General features: G+C 70.1%; 15 protein-coding genes and 1 pseudogene. 11 read left to right on the top strand and 5 right to left on the bottom strand.

All coding sequences use genetic code 11. The features are described 5' to 3' along the window. The first annotated feature begins 60 nt into the window (after positions 1–60). From gor to WD341_RS09455, 3 genes are all read left to right on the top strand, one after another. Positions 61–1,452 carry a glutathione-disulfide reductase gene (gene gor, locus WD341_RS09465; RefSeq protein ID WP_368425201.1) on the top strand — a complete coding sequence of 464 codons (1,392 nt, stop codon included), beginning with the start codon at positions 61–63 and terminating at the stop codon, positions 1,450–1,452. Between the two features lie 131 nt (positions 1,453–1,583). Beyond that, entirely contained in the window at positions 1,584–2,996 is a 1,413-nt protein-coding gene (locus WD341_RS09460; protein WP_368425200.1) for a class II 3-deoxy-7-phosphoheptulonate synthase, read from the top strand. A 114-nt stretch (positions 2,997–3,110) separates the two neighbouring features. Beyond that, positions 3,111–4,307, top strand: coding sequence for a nicotinate phosphoribosyltransferase (locus WD341_RS09455; RefSeq protein WP_368425199.1), 1,197 nt, complete (start codon positions 3,111–3,113; stop codon positions 4,305–4,307). 18 nt (positions 4,308–4,325) lie between these two features. Here WD341_RS09455 and WD341_RS09450 read toward each other — a convergent pair whose 3' ends face one another. Further along, positions 4,326–4,787 carry an Lrp/AsnC family transcriptional regulator gene (locus tag WD341_RS09450; RefSeq protein ID WP_368425198.1) on the bottom strand — a complete coding sequence of 154 codons (462 nt, stop codon included), beginning with the start codon at positions 4,785–4,787 and terminating at the stop codon, positions 4,326–4,328. 129 nt (positions 4,788–4,916) lie between these two features. Between WD341_RS09450 and WD341_RS09445 the strand changes: the two genes are divergently transcribed. From WD341_RS09445 to WD341_RS09430, 4 genes are all read left to right on the top strand, one after another. Next, on the top strand, positions 4,917–5,141 hold the full coding sequence (locus WD341_RS09445) for a DUF6356 family protein (RefSeq protein ID WP_368425197.1): 225 nt from the start codon (positions 4,917–4,919) through the stop codon (positions 5,139–5,141). A gap of 95 nt (positions 5,142–5,236) precedes the next feature. Then, positions 5,237–6,037 (top strand): class II glutamine amidotransferase, encoded by an 801-nt coding sequence (locus WD341_RS09440; protein WP_368425196.1) that lies wholly within the window; start codon positions 5,237–5,239, stop codon positions 6,035–6,037. A 64-nt stretch (positions 6,038–6,101) separates the two neighbouring features. After that, a complete protein-coding gene (locus WD341_RS09435; RefSeq protein ID WP_368425195.1) occupies positions 6,102–6,407 on the top strand; it encodes a nucleotidyltransferase family protein in 306 nt (101 codons plus the stop codon). 75 nt (positions 6,408–6,482) lie between these two features. Continuing rightward, on the top strand, positions 6,483–8,168 hold the full coding sequence (locus WD341_RS09430) for an NAD+ synthase (protein ID WP_368425194.1): 1,686 nt from the start codon (positions 6,483–6,485) through the stop codon (positions 8,166–8,168). A 75-nt stretch (positions 8,169–8,243) separates the two neighbouring features. Here the strand turns inward: WD341_RS09430 and WD341_RS09425 are convergent, their stop codons facing one another. Next, a complete protein-coding gene (locus tag WD341_RS09425) occupies positions 8,244–9,233 on the bottom strand; it encodes a hypothetical protein (protein ID WP_368425193.1) in 990 nt (329 codons plus the stop codon). 66 nt (positions 9,234–9,299) lie between these two features. On the opposite strand from WD341_RS09425, the gene gltX reads away from it, so the two are divergent. From gltX to WD341_RS09410, 3 genes are all read left to right on the top strand, one after another. After that, positions 9,300–10,631: a glutamate--tRNA ligase gene (gene gltX / locus WD341_RS09420; RefSeq protein WP_368425192.1), complete on the top strand. Its 1,332-nt coding sequence runs from the start codon at positions 9,300–9,302 to the stop codon at positions 10,629–10,631. 98 nt (positions 10,632–10,729) lie between these two features. Beyond that, positions 10,730–12,325, top strand: a complete 1,596-nt coding sequence (cimA, locus tag WD341_RS09415) for a citramalate synthase (protein ID WP_368425191.1) — start codon at positions 10,730–10,732, stop codon at positions 12,323–12,325. Between the two features lie 9 nt (positions 12,326–12,334). Beyond that, a complete protein-coding gene (locus WD341_RS09410) occupies positions 12,335–13,213 on the top strand; it encodes an RNA methyltransferase (protein WP_368425190.1) in 879 nt (292 codons plus the stop codon). A gap of 9 nt (positions 13,214–13,222) precedes the next feature. Here the strand turns inward: WD341_RS09410 and WD341_RS09405 are convergent. Then, positions 13,223–14,023 (bottom strand): annotated as a pseudogene (locus WD341_RS09405) (DMT family transporter); the annotation flags it as partial. Positions 14,024–14,179: 156 nt separating this feature from the next. Here WD341_RS09405 and rpsD point away from each other — a divergent pair. Beyond that, positions 14,180–14,794: a 30S ribosomal protein S4 gene (gene rpsD, locus WD341_RS09400; protein ID WP_368425189.1), complete on the top strand. Its 615-nt coding sequence runs from the start codon at positions 14,180–14,182 to the stop codon at positions 14,792–14,794. 4 nt (positions 14,795–14,798) lie between these two features. Here the strand turns inward: rpsD and WD341_RS09395 are convergent, their stop codons facing one another. Beyond that, entirely contained in the window at positions 14,799–15,293 is a 495-nt protein-coding gene (locus WD341_RS09395) for a hypothetical protein (protein ID WP_368425188.1), read from the bottom strand. Between the two features lie 126 nt (positions 15,294–15,419). After that, entirely contained in the window at positions 15,420–15,848 is a 429-nt protein-coding gene (locus tag WD341_RS09390; protein ID WP_368425187.1) for a hypothetical protein, read from the bottom strand. Positions 15,849–15,928 lie beyond the last annotated feature (80 nt).

The following is a 15,928-nucleotide window of genomic DNA, read 5'->3' as shown; positions in this document are numbered from 1 at the left end:
CGGCCGCGGGTTAAATTTTGGCGTCGCCTCCGCCATATGCCTCTGCCAAAGGGGACTTCGATGAGCCACTACGACTACGACCTCTTCGTCATCGGCGCCGGCTCGGGCGGCGTGCGCGCGGCGCGCTTTTCCGCCGGCTACGGCGCCCGGGTGGCGATCGCGGAGGAGCGTTTCTTCGGCGGCACCTGCGTCAACATCGGCTGCGTGCCGAAGAAGCTGATGGTCTACGCCAGCCACTTCTCGGAGGACTTCGAGGATGCCGCCGGCTACGGCTGGACGGTCGGCGAGCGCCGCTTCGACTGGCCGACCCTGATCGCCAACAAGGACCGCGAGATCGCCCGGCTCAACGGCATCTACCAGCGGCTGCTGACGGGCGCCGGCGTCGAGGTCTTCGAGGCGCGCGCGACCGTCGTCGACGCCCACACCGTCGAGGTCGGCGGTCGCAAGGTCACGGCCGCCAACATCCTGGTCGCGACCGGCGGCCGGCCGGTGCGTGCGCGCGAGCCGGGCTGCGAGCTCTCGATCGTCTCCGACGACGTCTTCTACCTGGACCGGCTGCCCGAGCGGATCCTGGTCGCCGGCGGCGGCTACATCGCCGTGGAGTTCGCCGGCGTCTTCGCCGGTCTCGGCTCGCAGGTGACCCAGATCTACCGCGGGCCGCTGTTCCTGCGCGGCTTCGACGCCGACGTGCGCGCCTTCCTGGCCGAGGAAATGCCCAAGAAGGGCGTCGACCTGGTCTTCAACGAGATCATCGAGAAGATCGAGAAGACCTCGAACGGCCTGGCCGCGACCCTGACCGGCGGCAAGGTGCTGGAGGTCGACCAGGTGCTCTACGCCATCGGCCGCCAGCCGAACTCCGAGGATCTGGGCCTCGACCGCGCGGGCGTCGAGCTGAGCGGCATGGGCGCGGTCAAGGTCGACGAGCACTACCGCTCCTCGGTCCCGTCGATCCTGGCGATCGGCGACGTCACCGATCGCATCCAGCTGACCCCCGTGGCGCTCGCCGAGGGCATGGCCGTGGCCCGGACCCTGTTCAACGACGAGCCGACGACGGTCGACTACCGGGACGTCCCCAGCGCGGTCTTCAGCCAGCCGCCGATCGCCTCGGTCGGCCTGACCGAGGAGGCGGCCCGCGAGAAGCACGGCGCCGTCGACGTCTTCCGCTCGTCCTTCACCCCCATGAAGCACACGTTGTCGGGGCGAGACGAGAAGACGCTGATGAAGCTGATCGTCGAGCGTGCCGGCCAGAAGGTCGTCGGCGTGCACATGGTCGGCCTCGACGCCGCCGAGATCGTCCAGGGCCTGGCCGTCGCCATGAAGGCCGGCGCCACCAAGGCCGACTTCGACCGCACGATCGGCATCCATCCGAGCGCCGCCGAGGAGTTCGTGACCATGCGCCAGCCCCTGCCCGATCCCGAGGACGGTCAGGCGGCCGCGCGGGCGGCGGAGTAGGCGGAAGGCGGTGCGGGAAGCCGCCCGCCGAAGCCGCTTGTGGATTCGCGAGGGGCGAGGGGGTAAAACCCTAGTCCCCGCGGTCGCCCGATGCGCCGCGGGCCTGGCAAGCGGACGTACTGGACAAGTCGATGGGTGAGAACTGGAAGCCCGCCAACTGGCGGAACAAGCCGATCCTGCAGGTGCCGAACTACCCGGACGCGCAGTCCCTGGAGCGGGTCGAGCGGACCCTCAGGGATTATCCGCCGCTGGTCTTCGCCGGCGAGGCGCGGCGCCTCAAAGACTCCCTCGCCGAGGTCGCCGAGGGCCGAGGCTTCCTGCTTCAGGGCGGCGACTGCGCCGAGTCCTTCGCCGAGTTCCATGCCAACAACATCCGCGACACCTTCCGCGTGCTGCTGCAGATGGCCGTGGTCCTGACCTACGCCGCCGCCGTGCCGGTGGTGAAGGTCGGCCGCATGGCCGGCCAGTTCGCCAAGCCGCGCTCGACGCCCACCGAGAGCCAGGAAGGCGTCGAGCTGCCGAGCTACCGTGGCGACAGCGTCAACGGCATGGAGTTCGAGGCGGCGGCCCGCCAGCCCGACCCCGAGCGGCTGCTGCGCGCCTACAACCAGGCGGCCGCGACGCTCAACCTGCTGCGCGCCTTCGCCCAGGGCGGCTTCGCCGACCTGCACAAGGTTCACCAGTGGAACCTGCGCTTCGTCGCCGGCAGCCCGCAGAGCGAGCGCTACGAGGAGCTTTCGAACCGCATCGGCCAGGCGCTCGCCTTCATGGAGGCCTGCGGCGTCACCCCCGAGACCGTGCAGCAGCTGCGCGAGACCGACTTCTACACCAGCCACGAGGCGCTGCTGCTGCCCTACGAGGAGGCGCTGACCCGCGTCGACAGCCTGACCGGCGACTGGTACGACGTCTCCGCCCACTTCCTGTGGATCGGCGACCGCACGCGCCAGCTCGACGGCGCCCACGTCGAGTTCCTGCGCGGCGTGCGCAACCCGATCGGCGTGAAGTGCGGGCCGACCAGCGACCCCGACGAGCTGCTGCGCCTGATCGACCGGCTGAGCCCCGACAACGAGCCGGGCCGCGTGACGCTGATCGCGCGCATGGGCCACGAGAAGGTCGAGAAGCACCTGCCGGCCCTGGTCCGCCGGATCCAGCGCGAGGGCCGCAAGGTCGTCTGGTCCTGCGACCCCATGCACGGCAACACCATCAAGTCCTCGACCGGCTTCAAGACTCGGCCCTTCGACCGGATCCTGAGCGAGGTGCGCGGCTTCTTCGCGGTGCACCGCGCGGAGGGCAGCCACGCCGGCGGCATCCACGTCGAGATGACCGGCCAGGACGTCACCGAGTGCATCGGCGGCGCCCAGGCGATCGAGGAATCGATGCTGGCCGACCGCTACCACACCCACTGCGACCCGCGGCTCAACGCCAGCCAGTCCCTCGATCTCGCCTTCCTGCTCGCCGAGGAGCTCAACGCCGAGCGCCAGGTCCGCGTCGAGGGCGCGCGGGTCGAGGCCGAGGCGCAGCGGCGCGCCGCCGCCGGCGAGTAGCGGCCGGCGCCCCTGCCTGAGGCTGCCGGGCATGACGGCCCCGCGCCCGGCGCGGGTTGACGCAGGGAGCCGTGAGCCGAACCATCGCGGCTGACGCCCGCCAGGGGAGGGACCATGCCAGACGACAGCAGCCGGCCGGATCCGGCGCCGGCCGGGAACGGCGCGCCGGGCCTGCGCAACGACAGCGCCGGCTGGCCCGACGGCGATGCCGCCGTGCGCGCCTGGAGCGACGCCTACTTCACCCGCACCAAGGAGATCGTGGCGCGCTTCGGCGACTGTCCGGTGACCTACGCCATCTTCATGCGCCGGCCGGTGGTTTCGGCGCCGCGCCTCGCCGTGGAGTGGCTGGAGGCGACGGCGGCGCGGCGCGGCACCCGCTTCGAGATCGACCTGCGCTACGCCGAGGGCCGCTGGGTCGGCGCCGGCGAGCCGCTGATGTACGTGAGCGGCTCCTTCGTCGAGCTCGCCGACCTCGAGACCCTGCTGCTGCAGAAGATCGGGCCGGCCTGCGTCGCCGCCTTCAACGCCCACACCATGTGCACCGACCTGCCCAAGGTCGCCTTCCTGGCCTTCGACGCGCGCCACTGCGCCGGCACCGAGATGGCCGAGCAGATGGCCTACGCCGCCTCGGTCGGCTCGGAACGGGCGCGCCGCAAGGTCGGCGCCGTCGGCTTCGTCGGCAACGCGACCGACGCCACCGCCCACTATTTCGGCCGGGAGCGCGGCCTCGGCACCATGCCGCACGCCCTGATCGGCTACGCCGGCTCGACCCTGCGCGCCGCCGAGATGTACGTCGAGACCTATCCCGACGAGCCGGTGACGGTGCTGGTCGACTACTTCGCCCAGGAGATCACCGACAGCCTGGCGGTCTGCCGGCGCTTTCCCGAGCTGGCGGCGAGCGGCCGGCTGTCGCTGCGCGTCGACGTGCCGAGCAGCCGCTACCTCGAGGGCCTCGACCCCACGGCCTCCTACGCCGTCATCGAGCGCAACGCGCCGCGGGCGATCCGCGGCTACCGCACCGAGGAGGAGCTGCGCTACCTGGTCGGCGCCGGCGTCTCGGCGGCCGGCGTCTGGCACCTGCGCGAGCAGCTCGACCGCGCCGGCTTCGACAAGGCCAGGATCGTCGCCTCCTCCGGCTTCGGCCCGCGCAAGTGCAAGCTGATGAGCGAAGCCGGGGCGCCGATCGACGCCGTCGGCACCGGCTCCTTCCTGCCGGCGCGCTGGAGCGAGACCTACGCGACCGCCGACATCGTCGAGTACGACGGCGTGCCCAAGGTCAAGGTCGGCCGCGAGTTCCTGTTCCGGCGGTAGGCGTCGCCCCCGCTCACCTCACGCGTAGTCGAGCGGCAGCTCGCTGGTCGCCTTGATCTCCTCCATGACGAAGGCGCCGGAGACGTCCGACAGGGTCAGGCGCGCGGTCAGGCGCTGGTAGAGCGCGTCGTAGGCCGCGACGTCGGGCACCACGGCCTGGATCAGGTAGTCGGTCTCGCCGGCGGTGCGGTAGACGCCGACGATCTCCGGCAGGTCCGCGACGGCCTGGCGGAAGTCCTCGGCCCAGGCCCTGGAGTGGATGTCGGTGCGGATCGAGACGAAGACCATCAGGCCGAGGTTGAGCTTCTCGCGGTTCAGCAGGGCGCGCCGGCCCTTGACGTAGCCCGCCTCCTCGAGCCGCTTCAGGCGCGTCCAGCAGGCGTTGCGCGACAGCCCGACCGACTCGGACAGCTCGGCCAGGGTCCGCGTCGCGTCCTTCTGGATCGCGTCCAGCAGCTTCCGGTCCGTCTGGTCCAGCATTCGGCAGTTCTCCACTTTCCTGGGAATATGTTCGAGAAGGCGGCCAGAATAGCCGGCAGTTTGGGACCGCTTCCAGCGGAATCCGGGCTACTCTCTTGGGGCCCTTTCCCAGAAAGAGAGTCGAAGACCATGAAAGCCCTCGTCGCCGCCTTCACCGACCATCCCGCCGCGGTCGGCGAGAGCTACGGCGAGCATTTCGTCTTCGCCTCGGGCATCGGGCTCAAGCTGCTGGCCGCCGGCGGCGCCGCCCTGCTGCACGCCCTGCTGCCCTTCCTGTTCAAGACCACCGCGAGCCGCCTCGTCCGGGAGCTGGCCGCCACCTGCGCGCCGCGCGGCCCCGTCTCGCGCCGCTGATGGGCGGTGTTGGGCCGTTTGCGCCGGTGCCGACCACCGGCGTCTGATCGGCGGTCTTCATCCCTTGCTAGCGAGTCGAGGGGCAGGATCGCGCGATGTGCCGTTGGACCGTCCATGCCGGCGAGCCGGTGTTCCTGGAGCAGCTCGTCCTCGAGCCCTGCCACTCGCTGATCGCCCAGTCGCAGCATGCCCGCGAGGCCAAGGCCGAGACCAACGGCGACGGCTTCGGCCTCGGTTGGTACGGCGAGCGGCCCGAGCCCGGCCTCTACCGCGAGATCCTGCCGGCCTGGTCCGACGCCAACCTGCGCAGCCTCTGCCAGCAGCTGCGCGCGCGCCTCTTCTTCGCCCACGTCCGCGCCTCGACCGGCACCGCGACGGCGCGCGCCAACTGCCATCCCTTCGCCTTCGGGCGCTGGCTGTTCATGCACAACGGCCAGATCGGCGGCTACGAGCGGATCCGCCGCCGGGTCGAGGCGCTGATTCCCGACGCCCTCTACGGCGCCCGCCACGGCACCACCGACAGCGAGGCCCTGTTCCTGGCGATCGCCGGACGCGGGCTGGAGGCGGACCCGGTCGGCGCGGTCATGGCCGGCCTCGCCGAGGTCGAGGCGATCATGGCCGAGGCCGAAATCGCCGAGCCGCTGCGCTTCACCGCGGCGCTCAGCGACGGCGAGCGGGTCTACGGCTTCCGCTACTCCAGCGACGATAAGGCGCCGACCCTCTACGTCCGCGACTTCCCGAGCGGCACCGTCCTGGCCTCCGAGCCGCTCGACATCGAGCGCGGCTGCTGGCACGCCGTGCCGCCCAACGCCCTGGTCAGCCTGGCCATCGGCGGCCGCGCCGAGGTCGCGCCGCTGCCGGTGGCGGCGAGGCGGCCGCTGTCCAGCGTCGCCTGAGACGCTTCCGCCCGCTGGTCGGCCCCCTTGTCGCGCGGCGGCCGGCGGCGTAGCTAGTTGGGCTATGACCGAGAGACTCCCCATCGACCGCGAGGCGCTGGCCGCCTTCTGCCGCTCGCACGGCATCCGCAAGCTCTCGCTCTTCGGGTCGGCCCTTCGGGACGACTTCGGCCCGGACAGCGACGTGGACGTCTTGATCGAGTTCGATGAGGCAATCCGCCCGTCCCTGCTGACGCTGGCGAAGATCGAGCACGGGCTGCGCCCGCTGTTCGGCGGACGTCGCGTCGATCTCGGCCGACCCCAGGACCTCCATCCGGCCCTGGCGACGCGCATCCTGCAATCCGCCGAGCGGCAGTATGAACGAGCGTGACATCGTGCGGCTCGGGCACAGGCTCCATGCGGTCGCTCTGGAGCCACACATTCCCGAGGAGTACATCGGGCCGCTATGACCGACCAGCTGACCATCGCGCTTGCGCAGATCAATCCGACCGTGGGCGACCTGCCCGGCAACCTGGAGAAGCTGCGCGCGCTGCGCGCCCGGGCGGCGGGCGAGGGGGCCGACCTGGTGGTCGGCACCGAGCTCTGCGTCTCCGGCTATCCGCCCGAGGACCTGGTGCTCAAGCCCGACTTCCTGGACGCCGTGCAGCAGGGGGTGGAGGCGCTGGCCGCCGAGACCGCGGACGGCGGGCCGGCGCTGCTGATCGGCGCGCCCTGGCGGATCGATCCCGCGGCCCGGGCGCCGCTGCGCGGCAAGGTCTACAACGCGGCGCTGCTGCTCGACGGCGGCGAAATCCAGGCCGTGCGCAGCAAGCACCACCTGCCGAACTACGGCGTCTTCGACGAGCTGCGGGTCTTCGCCGCCGGGCCGCTGCCGGGGCCGGTCAATTTCCGCGGCGTTCGCCTGGGCGTCCTGGTCTGCGAGGACATGTGGTTCTCCGACGTCGCCGAGTGCCTCGAGGAGTCGGGGGCCGAGATCCTGGTCGTCCCCAACGGCAGCCCCTACGAGTGCGACAAGCACGAGGTGCGCATCCAGCTCGCGCTCGAGCGCGTGGTCGAGACCGGGCTGCCGCTGGTCTACGTCAACCAAGTCGGCGGCCAGGACGAGCTGGTCTTCGACGGTGCCTCCTTCGTCGTCGACGCCGAGCGCAACCTCAGGGTCCAGCTGCCGGAGTTCGTCGAGGCGCTGAGCCTGACCCGCTGGCGCCGCAGCGCCGCCGGCTGGCAGGTCGAGGACGGCGAGCGCCGCCCGCCGGGCGTCGGCGCCGAGCCGGTCTACCGCGCGCTGGTCCTGGGCCTGCGCGACTACGTCACCAAGAGCGGCTTTCCCGGCGTCGTGCTCGGCCTGTCGGGCGGCATCGACTCGGCGATCTCGGCGGTCGTCGCCGCCGACGCCCTGGGGCCGGAGCGCGTCCACTGCGTGATGATGCCCAGCCCCTACACCAGCCGCGACAGCCTGGAGGACGCGGCCGAGCTGGCCCAGCTCAACGGCCTGCGGCTCGACCAGATCGACATCGGGCCGGCCATGCAGGCCTTCGAGGTCATGCTGCGGCCGCTGTTCGAGGGGCTGCCGGCGGACACGACCGAGGAGAACCTGCAGTCGCGCGCGCGCGGCGTCACCCTGATGGCGCTGTCCAACAAGTTCGGGCCGATGGTCCTCTCGACCGGCAACAAGAGCGAGATGAGCGTCGGCTACGCGACCCTTTACGGCGACATGTGCGGCGGCTTCAACGTGCTCAAGGACGTCTACAAGACGACGGTCTTCGAGCTCTCGAACTGGCGCAACCAGGCGCGGCCCGCCGACGCCCTGGGCCCCGAGGGCCGGGCCATCCCGGAGCGCATCATCACCAAGCCGCCGACCGCCGAGCTCAAGCCCGACCAGAAGGACGAGGACTCCCTGCCGCCCTACGCGGTGCTCGACGACATCCTCTCCGGCCTGATCGAGGAGGAGGCCTCGCTGGAGGCCATCGTCGCGCGCGGCCACCCGCGCGAGATCGTGACCCGGGTCTGGCGGATGCTCGAGAACGCCGAGTACAAGCGCCGCCAGGCGCCGCCGGGGGTCAAGATCACCCGCCGCTCCTTCGGGCGCGACCGCCGCTACCCCATCGTCAACGCCTTCAAGGGCCCGGGCTGAGTTAAGTCTCCCGGCCTTCACCGAGGCCTCAGGCATCTCGTCCGGCGTCAGGCTTCGATGAGAGGGAGCAGGTGCTCAAAAGGCTTCGATGAGAGGGAGCAGGTGTTCGGCCATTAGAATAAGACTGTGGGCGCGCTTGGAATCGCCATCAGTTTGCAATCTATACTGCTCGAACATAAGAAGATTCTTGAATGAATCTCTAATGTTATGAAATCGGTCAAAATTTTCTTGGGATAGGCTATTAGCCATCTCGATAAGCATAATATTAGCCCATGGCAATCTCCTGTCAAAAATGGCGGCTAAGTAATAGAGTCTAGCAACCTTGTTATTGATCGCCTCAGCTCTGGAAATGGTGTTCGTAAATGACTTTGAGGGATTGAACCAGTATGTGCGCACGGACGCATCATCTTCTTCGTCCTGGTAGAGGCGTCGTTGTATTCTGTGCAGCATGCTCAGGACTTCTGAAAGGCTGAACCTGTCTTCTTCTTGAACCACTCCAGATTCGATCTTCGACAGTCTCATAGATATGTCGGTCATCAGAGAAATCATATCTCCGAGAGACCGCTCTTCCGGATCTTCGCTTTGCTTTAGACGTTGAAGGTCAACCGAGACAGAAACGGGAGATTCTATATTGTTAGGATCTTTTTCTGTCTCTTTTATCTGCTTTACGATTGAGGCTTTAGCTTCTGCTGCGCTATCAAGGTCTGTTGGGTCATAAAAGATTGCTCTTGAGGCAGCCACGTCGAAAGGAATTTTTTCGCCTTTCACAATCATATGTATGTAGGGTTTCCTTATTACATGCCTTATTGCTAGCTCGTAGAATACGTTTGGGTTCATTCCCGTTAGGTCCGCGATGACCAGATCATCGTCTACAATATGCTGTAGGACTTGTGTCGTTATTATCCCAGGTTTGTCAATTTCGTCTGCCCGAAATGGTGTGTAGCCGCACTCGCTGGCAGCCGGACGGATAATATGATTTAGAACCTGATCAGCCCGCTTCCGAATCGACGTGTCTTCTTCGCCGATGGGAGAGATAACGAAGCAAGACTTTAGTTGTTGTGCCATGCGAGCCTCTGATCGTTGTCTCAAGCCTCGGTTGATCTACAGGACAGTAACGCAATGGTAGGTCCTATGAAAGTGCGCTTCGCACCCAGCCCGACCGGGCGGCTGCACGTCGGCAACGCCCGCATCGCGCTGCTCAACTGGCTGTGGGCGCGCAAGGCGGGCGGCCGCTTCCTGCTGCGCCTCGACGACACCGACGCCGAGCGCTCGACGGCCGCCTTCGCCGCGGGCATCGAGGCGGATCTCGCCTGGCTCGGCCTCGGTTGGGACGAATTCGCCCGCCAGTCCGGCCGGCACGAGCACTACGCCGCGGCGGCCGAGCGGCTGAAGGCCGCGGGCCGGCTCTACCCCTGCTACGAGACCGCCGAGGAGCTGGAGCTCAAGCGCAGGCTGCAGCTGAAGTCGGGCCGGCCGCCGCTCTACGACCGCGAGGCGCTCGGGTTGGATGCGGCGGCGCGCGCCGAGCTGGAGGCGCAGGGCCGGCGGCCGCACTGGCGCTTCCGGCTGGAGCATGGGCCGATCGAGTGGCACGACGCGGTGCGCGGGCTCCAGCGCTTCGAGGGCGACAAGCTGTCCGACCCGGTGCTGCTGCGCGCCGACGGCCGGCCGCTCTACACCCTCTCCAGCGTCGTCGACGACCTCGAGCTCGGCGTCACCCACGTGCTGCGCGGCGAGGACCACGTCGCCAACACCGCCGTGCAGCTCCAGATCCTGGAGGCTTTGGGCGGGGCGGCCCCGATCTTCGCCCACCTGCCGCTGCTGACCGACGAGAAGGGGCAGGGCCTGTCCAAGCGGCTCGGCTCGCTGTCCCTGGAGAGCCTGCGCGAGGAGGGTCTGGAGCCGTTGGCGCTCGCCAGCTACCTCGCCCGGCTCGGCACGCCCGACCCGCTCGAGCCGCGGCAGAGCCTGGAGGCGCTGGTCGAGGGCTTCGACGTCGGGCGCTTCGGGCGCGCGACGCCGAAGTACGACCCGGTCGAGCTGGCGCACCTCAACGCCCGCCTGCTGCATGGCATGGCCTACGAAAGCGTGCGGCCTTGGCTGGAGGCGCAGGGCCTCGCCGGCTTCGACGAGGCGCTCTGGCTGGCGGTGCGCGGCAACCTCGCCCGGCGCGGGGAGGCGGCGCTGTGGCACCGGGTCGCCCGCGGCGCCATCCGCCCGCTCGTCGAGGAGCCGGACTACCTGGCCGAGGCCGCCCGCCTGCTGCCGCCCGAGCCCTGGGGCGGCGAGACCTGGCGGGCCTGGACCGAGGCCCTGAAGCAGGCGACCGGGCGCAAGGGCAAGGCCCTGTTCCTGCCCCTGCGCCTCGCCCTGACCGGGCAGCCGCACGGGCCGGAGATGTCCGAGCTGCTGCCGCTGATCGGCCGCGAGCGGGCGCTGGAGCGGCTGCGGGCGGCCGGCTGAGCGCGCCCCGGGCGGAAGGGATCGCTTGCCCCCGGGCGCCGACCTCGGCTAGGTCAAGGCCCCTCGCTCAATCGCCCGACCGGGCCGGAAGGCGCGCCTTGTCCGACAAGCGCATCCACCTCTTCGACACGACGCTGCGCGACGGCGCCCAGACCCAGGGCGTCGACTTCACCGTGGCCGACAAGGTGGCGATCGCCGAGGCGCTCGACCGCATCGGCCTGGACTACGTCGAGGGCGGCTGGCCCGGCGCCAACCCGACCGACGACGCCTTCTTCGCCGAGCCGCCGGCGCTGGGCCGCGCGCGCTTCGTCGCCTTCGGCATGACCCGGCGCCCGGGCCGCTCGGCCGAGAACGATCCGGGGCTGGCGGCGCTCGCCGATTCCCACGCGCCGGCGGTCTGCCTGGTCGGCAAGACCTGGGACTTCCACGTCGACCTCGCGCTCGGCATCCCGCTGACTGAGAACCTCGACCTGATCCGCGAGTCGATCGCCCATATGGCGGGCCGCAAGGAGGAGGCGCTGTTCGACGCCGAACACTTCTTCGACGGCTGGAAGGCCAATCCCGGCTATGCCCTGGACTGCCTGAAGGCGGCGGCCGAGGGTGGCGCCTCCTGGCTGGTGCTCTGCGACACCAACGGCGGCACGCTGCCCGACGAGGTCCGGCGGATCGTCGGCGAGGTGCGCGCGGCGCTGCCCGAGGCGCGCCTCGGCATCCACTGCCACAACGACACCGAGAACGCGGTCGCCAACTCCCTGGCCGCGATCGAGGCCGGCGCGCGCCAGATCCAGGGCACCCTGAACGGCCTCGGCGAGCGCTGCGGCAACGCCAACCTGGTCTCGCTGATCGCGACCCTGGCGCTCAAGACCGATTGGGAGACGGGAGTCGACGCCAAGGCCCTGTCCCAGCTGACCGGCCTTTCGCGCCTGCTCGACGAGCGGCTCAACCGGGCGAGCCGGACCGACGCCGCCTACGTCGGCGAGCGCGCCTTCGCCCACAAGGGCGGCCTGCACGTCTCGGCTGTCGAGAAGGATCCGCGCTCCTACGAGCACGTGCCGCCGGAGAGCGTCGGCAACCGCCGCCACATCGTCGTCTCGGACCAGGCCGGCCGCTCCAACATCCTGGCCCGCCTGCGCGAGATCGGCGTCGAGGTCGAGGCCGACGACCGGCGCGTCGGCCGCCTGGTCGAGGAGGTCAAGCGCCGCGAGTTCGAGGGCTACGCCTACGACGCCGCCGCCGCTTCCTTCGAGCTGCTGGCGCGCCGCGAGCTCGGCGAGGTGCCGGACTACTTCGAGCTGAGCCGCTTCCGGGTCATGGACGACCGGCGCTGGAACGCCCGTGGCGAGCTGGTCACCGAGTCCGAGGCGACGGTGACGGTCAAGATCGGCGGGCGCGAGCTGATGACCGTGGCCGACGGCAACGGCCCGGTCGACGCCCTCGACAAGGCGTTGCGCAAGGCCCTCAACCCGGCCTACCCGGTGCTCGAGACGATGCGCCTGGTCGACTACAAGGTGCGCATCCTGACGCCCCAGGCCGGCACCGAGGCGGTGACCCGGGTGATGATCGAGAGCCGCGGCCGGTCGGGTCGCTGGACCACGGTCGGGGTCTCGCCGAACATCATCGACGCCTCCTTCAACGCGCTGGCCGACGCCATCGTCTGGAAGCTGTTCCGCTCCGGCCTCGCGCCGGCGGCCTAGGAGGGCGGATTGGCAGGCACCAACCGGGCGGCCCTGGCCGCCGAGACGCCGGGACCCGTGGTCATCCTGGTGCGCCCGCAGCTCGGCGAGAACATCGGCATGAGCGCGCGCGCCATGCTGAACTGCGGCCTGACCGAGCTGCGCCTGGTCGCGCCGCGCGACGGCTGGCCGAACCCGACGGCGGTGGCGGCGGCTTCTGGCGCCGACCTCGTGCTGGAGCGCGCGACGCTCTATCCCACGGCCGCCGCCGCGGTCGCCGACCTGACGCGGGTCTTCGCCACGACCGCGCGCCAGCGCGAGCAGGTCAAGCCGGTGGTCACGGCGCGCCGGGCGGCGCTCGAGGCGCGCGGCCACGTCGCGGCCGGCGAGCGGGTCGGCATCCTGTTCGGCCCGGAGCGCACCGGCCTGGACAACGACGAGGTCGCGCTCGCCGACACCCTGCTGCAGGTGCCGCTCAATCCCGCCTATTCCTCGCTCAACCTCGCCCAGGCCGTGCTGCTGGCCGGCTACGAGTGGTACCAAGCCGGCGTCGAGCTGCCCGAGCGGCGGCTGGCCACCAACGCCTCGCCGCCGGTCGAGCGCGGCCGGCTGCTCGGGTTCCTGGAGCGGCTGGAGAGCGAGCTGGGGCGCGTCGGCTTCTTCCACCCGGCGGAGAAGCGCGGCGGCATGGCGCGCAACCTGCGGGCCATCTTCCTGCGCAGCGAGCTGACCGACCAGGAGGTCCGCACGCTACAGGGCGTGCTCTCCGCGCTGCTCGGCGCCAAGTTGGGCCGCGCGCAGGGCGGCGGGGCTCCGCCGGCCGGCGCGCCGGCTTTGCCGGAGGCCGATGAGGGAATGGACCGCGAGGGTGACGACGACGACGGCACCGCCGACCAGCGCCTCGGGTGAGGCGGCCTCGCCGATCACGGCCCAGACGATCAGGGGGCCGGCGACGGTCTCCAGCAGCAGCAGCAGGCCGACCTCCGGCGCCGGGATGTAGCGCGGCCCGATCGTGATCAGGCCGAAGGCGACCGGCAGCAGCAGCAGGCCCATCGCCAGGGTCAGGCCGAACTGCCGGCCGTCGAGCGCCAGGGGCGCAGCCAGCGGCAGGGCGAGGGCGGCCGCGACCAGACCGCCCAGGGCCATCGCCGGGATCATGTTGACCCGCCGGTGCCGGCGCACGACGACGAAGCCGCCGGCCATGCCGAGCGCGGTGCCCAGCGCCGCCACGTCGCCCCACAGGCTGCCGCTCTGCTCGCCGCCGAACAGGGAGCCGGAGAAAATCAGGGCGATGCCGCAGCAGGCGACCAGGATCGCCAGGGCGGTGCGCAGCGAGACCCGCTCGCCCAGGAAGATCCAGGACAGCAATGCCGCGAAGAAGGGCGAGGTCGAGACGATCAGCAGCGTGTTGGCGACCGTGGTCAGGTCGAGCGCGACGACGAAGCAGATGGCGTTGCCGGCGAACATGAGCGACGCGCCGATGCCGGGCCAGCCGATGTGCAGGATTCGCCCGAGCCAGCCGCGCCCGGCGCCGGCGGCGTAGAGGACGAGCAGGCCGGCGCCCATCAGCAGGCCGCGCCAGAACACCAGGGTCCAGACGTCGGTGTCGATCAGGCGGACCAGCAGCGTGTCCGGGCAGAGCGCCAGCACGCCGGCAAGGGTGACCCAGAAGCCGTAGCGCTGCCTCGCGCCGGCCGAAAGGGAATCGTGGTTCGGCATGCGCTTAGGTTTGACATCCCGGGCGCCCTGCGTATAGTCCCGGCCTTCCTTCCCGGGAAAGCGGGTCTGGGCGCCTCTCGGCATGCCCCGGCCCCGCCGTCGACGCGAGCCGGCGGACTACCGGGACAAGACTCTGCAAAACGAAGGAGTGGGGCTTTGCCCAAGCGTCAGAATTCCAAGTACAAGATCGACCGCCGCCTCGGCGAGAACCTCTGGGGCCGCCCGAAGAGCCCGGTCAACAAGCGCGAGTACGGCCCGGGCCAGCACGGCCAGCGCCGCCGCAAGCCGTCGGACTTCGGCACCCAGCTGCGCGCCAAGCAGAAGCTGAAGCAGCACTACGGCGACGTCGGCGAGAAGCAGTTCCGCCGCTACTACGAAGAGGCGACGCGCCGCCGCGGCGACACCGGCGAGAACCTGATCGAGCTGCTGGAGCGGCGCCTCGACGCCGTCGTCTACCGCTCGAAGTTCGTGCCGACTGTCTTCGCCGCGCGCCAGTTCGTCAACCACGGCCACGTCCTGGTCAACGGCCAGCGCGTCACCATTCCCTCCTACCGGGTCAAGGACGGCGACGTCATCCAGGTCAAGCAGAAGAGCCGCGAGCTGGCCATCGTGCTCGAGGCCATGAGCTCCTCGGAGCGCGACCTGCCCGACTACATCGAGGTCGACGACCGCGAGGTCAAGACGACCTTCCTGCGCGGCCCGAAGCTGGCCGACGTGCCCTTCGCCGTGCAGATGGAGCCGAACCTGGTCATCGAGTACTACTCGCGCTGACCTCTCAGCGCGACGGCGGATCCGAGCGAAGGCCCCGGGGTTCCGGGGCCTTCGTCGTTTCGGCCTTGGTTGTTTCGGCGGGCGCCGTCTCGTCCGCCAGGACGGCGTGGGCCCAGGCGTAGCCCTGGTCGTAGTCGCGGAAGGCCCGGGTCTCGACCTCGGGGTGATGGAAGATCATCTGGTACTCGGCGAAGAGCGCGACCGCGAGCTCGATTCCCAGCTCGCCGCCGACGATCAGGGCGCGCCGGAAGGGCTTGCGGCGCCGGTGCTTCATGTCGTCGGCGACCGCCTTGAACTGCTGGGCCCAGTCGCCCGCCGGCAGGCGGCAGTGGCGCAGGTCGGTGACCACCGGCCGCCCGTCGTAGGCCTCAAGCGGGTAGCGGCTCTCGAAGCCCTCGCGGCGCTGGCGCACCCACTGCGCCGCGTCGAACACGCCCTCGCAGGAGGCGACGACGACGCCCTGGGCGTCGACCTCCATGGTCATGCTGAAGCTCGCCATTCGGCCGATTCCACCTCTTTTTTTCGCGGCCGGCGCACCCACGCCGGCCCCCGGTCGGCTCCGGCGTCGGCACCGCTGTCGGCCCCGTCTATTCCGGGTTTAGGCACCCGGCTGGAGCCGCCGCGGTCACGCCTCGGTGCGTTCCGGCGGCTGCAGCCCCGCCAGCGCCCAGGCATAGGCTTCCTCGCCGCTGCGGAAGGTGCGGACCTCGGAGTCGGGATGGTGCAGCAGCTTCTGGTACTCGGCGAAGAGGGCGAGGCCAGCCTCGGCGCCGGGATCGTCGCCGATGATCATGGCCAGGCGGAACGGCTTGGGCCGCCGCCCCTTCAGGAAGCGCGAAGCCTCCTGGAAATGCTCCGACCAGTCGCGCCGCGGCAGCTGGCAGGCGGTCATGTCGATGACCACGGGACGGCCGTCGTAGTCCTCCGGGCTGAATCGGCTGTCGACCACGGCGCGGCGCTGGCGCAGCCAGTCGGAGGCGGTGAACTCGCCGCTGTAGACGGCAAGGACGATGCCCCTGCCGTCGATCTCCATGGTCATCCTGAACGCAGCCATCGCCTCGCCCGCGGTCCCTACACGCTAGGTACCCCGGAGCGCAGGGCCGGGGCAACCTCGACGCGTGGAGCGGGGCAGGG

The organism is Tistlia sp. (assembly GCF_040905785.1).
Lineage (GTDB): Bacteria > Pseudomonadota > Alphaproteobacteria > Kiloniellales > DSM-21159 > Tistlia.
Note: the sequence above shows the minus strand (reverse complement) of the source record. Positions and strands in the feature narration are given on the sequence as shown.

Excerpts from the sequence above, each read along its gene's own strand:
- WD341_RS09440 (WP_368425196.1), top strand. The coding sequence starts at position 5,237 with ATGTGCCGTTGGACCGTCCATGCCGGCGAGCCGGTGTTCCTGGAGCAG.
- WD341_RS09390 (WP_368425187.1), bottom strand. The coding sequence starts at position 15,848 with ATGGCTGCGTTCAGGATGACCATGGAGATCGACGGCAGGGGCATCGTC.
- WD341_RS09445 (WP_368425197.1), top strand. The coding sequence starts at position 4,917 with ATGAAAGCCCTCGTCGCCGCCTTCACCGACCATCCCGCCGCGGTCGGC.
- WD341_RS09435 (WP_368425195.1), top strand. The coding sequence starts at position 6,102 with ATGACCGAGAGACTCCCCATCGACCGCGAGGCGCTGGCCGCCTTCTGC.
- WD341_RS09430 (WP_368425194.1), top strand. The coding sequence starts at position 6,483 with ATGACCGACCAGCTGACCATCGCGCTTGCGCAGATCAATCCGACCGTG.
- gor (WP_368425201.1), top strand. The coding sequence starts at position 61 with ATGAGCCACTACGACTACGACCTCTTCGTCATCGGCGCCGGCTCGGGC.
- WD341_RS09455 (WP_368425199.1), top strand. The coding sequence starts at position 3,111 with ATGCCAGACGACAGCAGCCGGCCGGATCCGGCGCCGGCCGGGAACGGC.
- WD341_RS09395 (WP_368425188.1), bottom strand. The coding sequence starts at position 15,293 with ATGGCGAGCTTCAGCATGACCATGGAGGTCGACGCCCAGGGCGTCGTC.
- WD341_RS09450 (WP_368425198.1), bottom strand. The coding sequence starts at position 4,787 with ATGCTGGACCAGACGGACCGGAAGCTGCTGGACGCGATCCAGAAGGAC.
- WD341_RS09425 (WP_368425193.1), bottom strand. The coding sequence starts at position 9,233 with ATGGCACAACAACTAAAGTCTTGCTTCGTTATCTCTCCCATCGGCGAA.
- WD341_RS09460 (WP_368425200.1), top strand. The coding sequence starts at position 1,584 with ATGGGTGAGAACTGGAAGCCCGCCAACTGGCGGAACAAGCCGATCCTG.
- gltX (WP_368425192.1), top strand. The coding sequence starts at position 9,300 with ATGAAAGTGCGCTTCGCACCCAGCCCGACCGGGCGGCTGCACGTCGGC.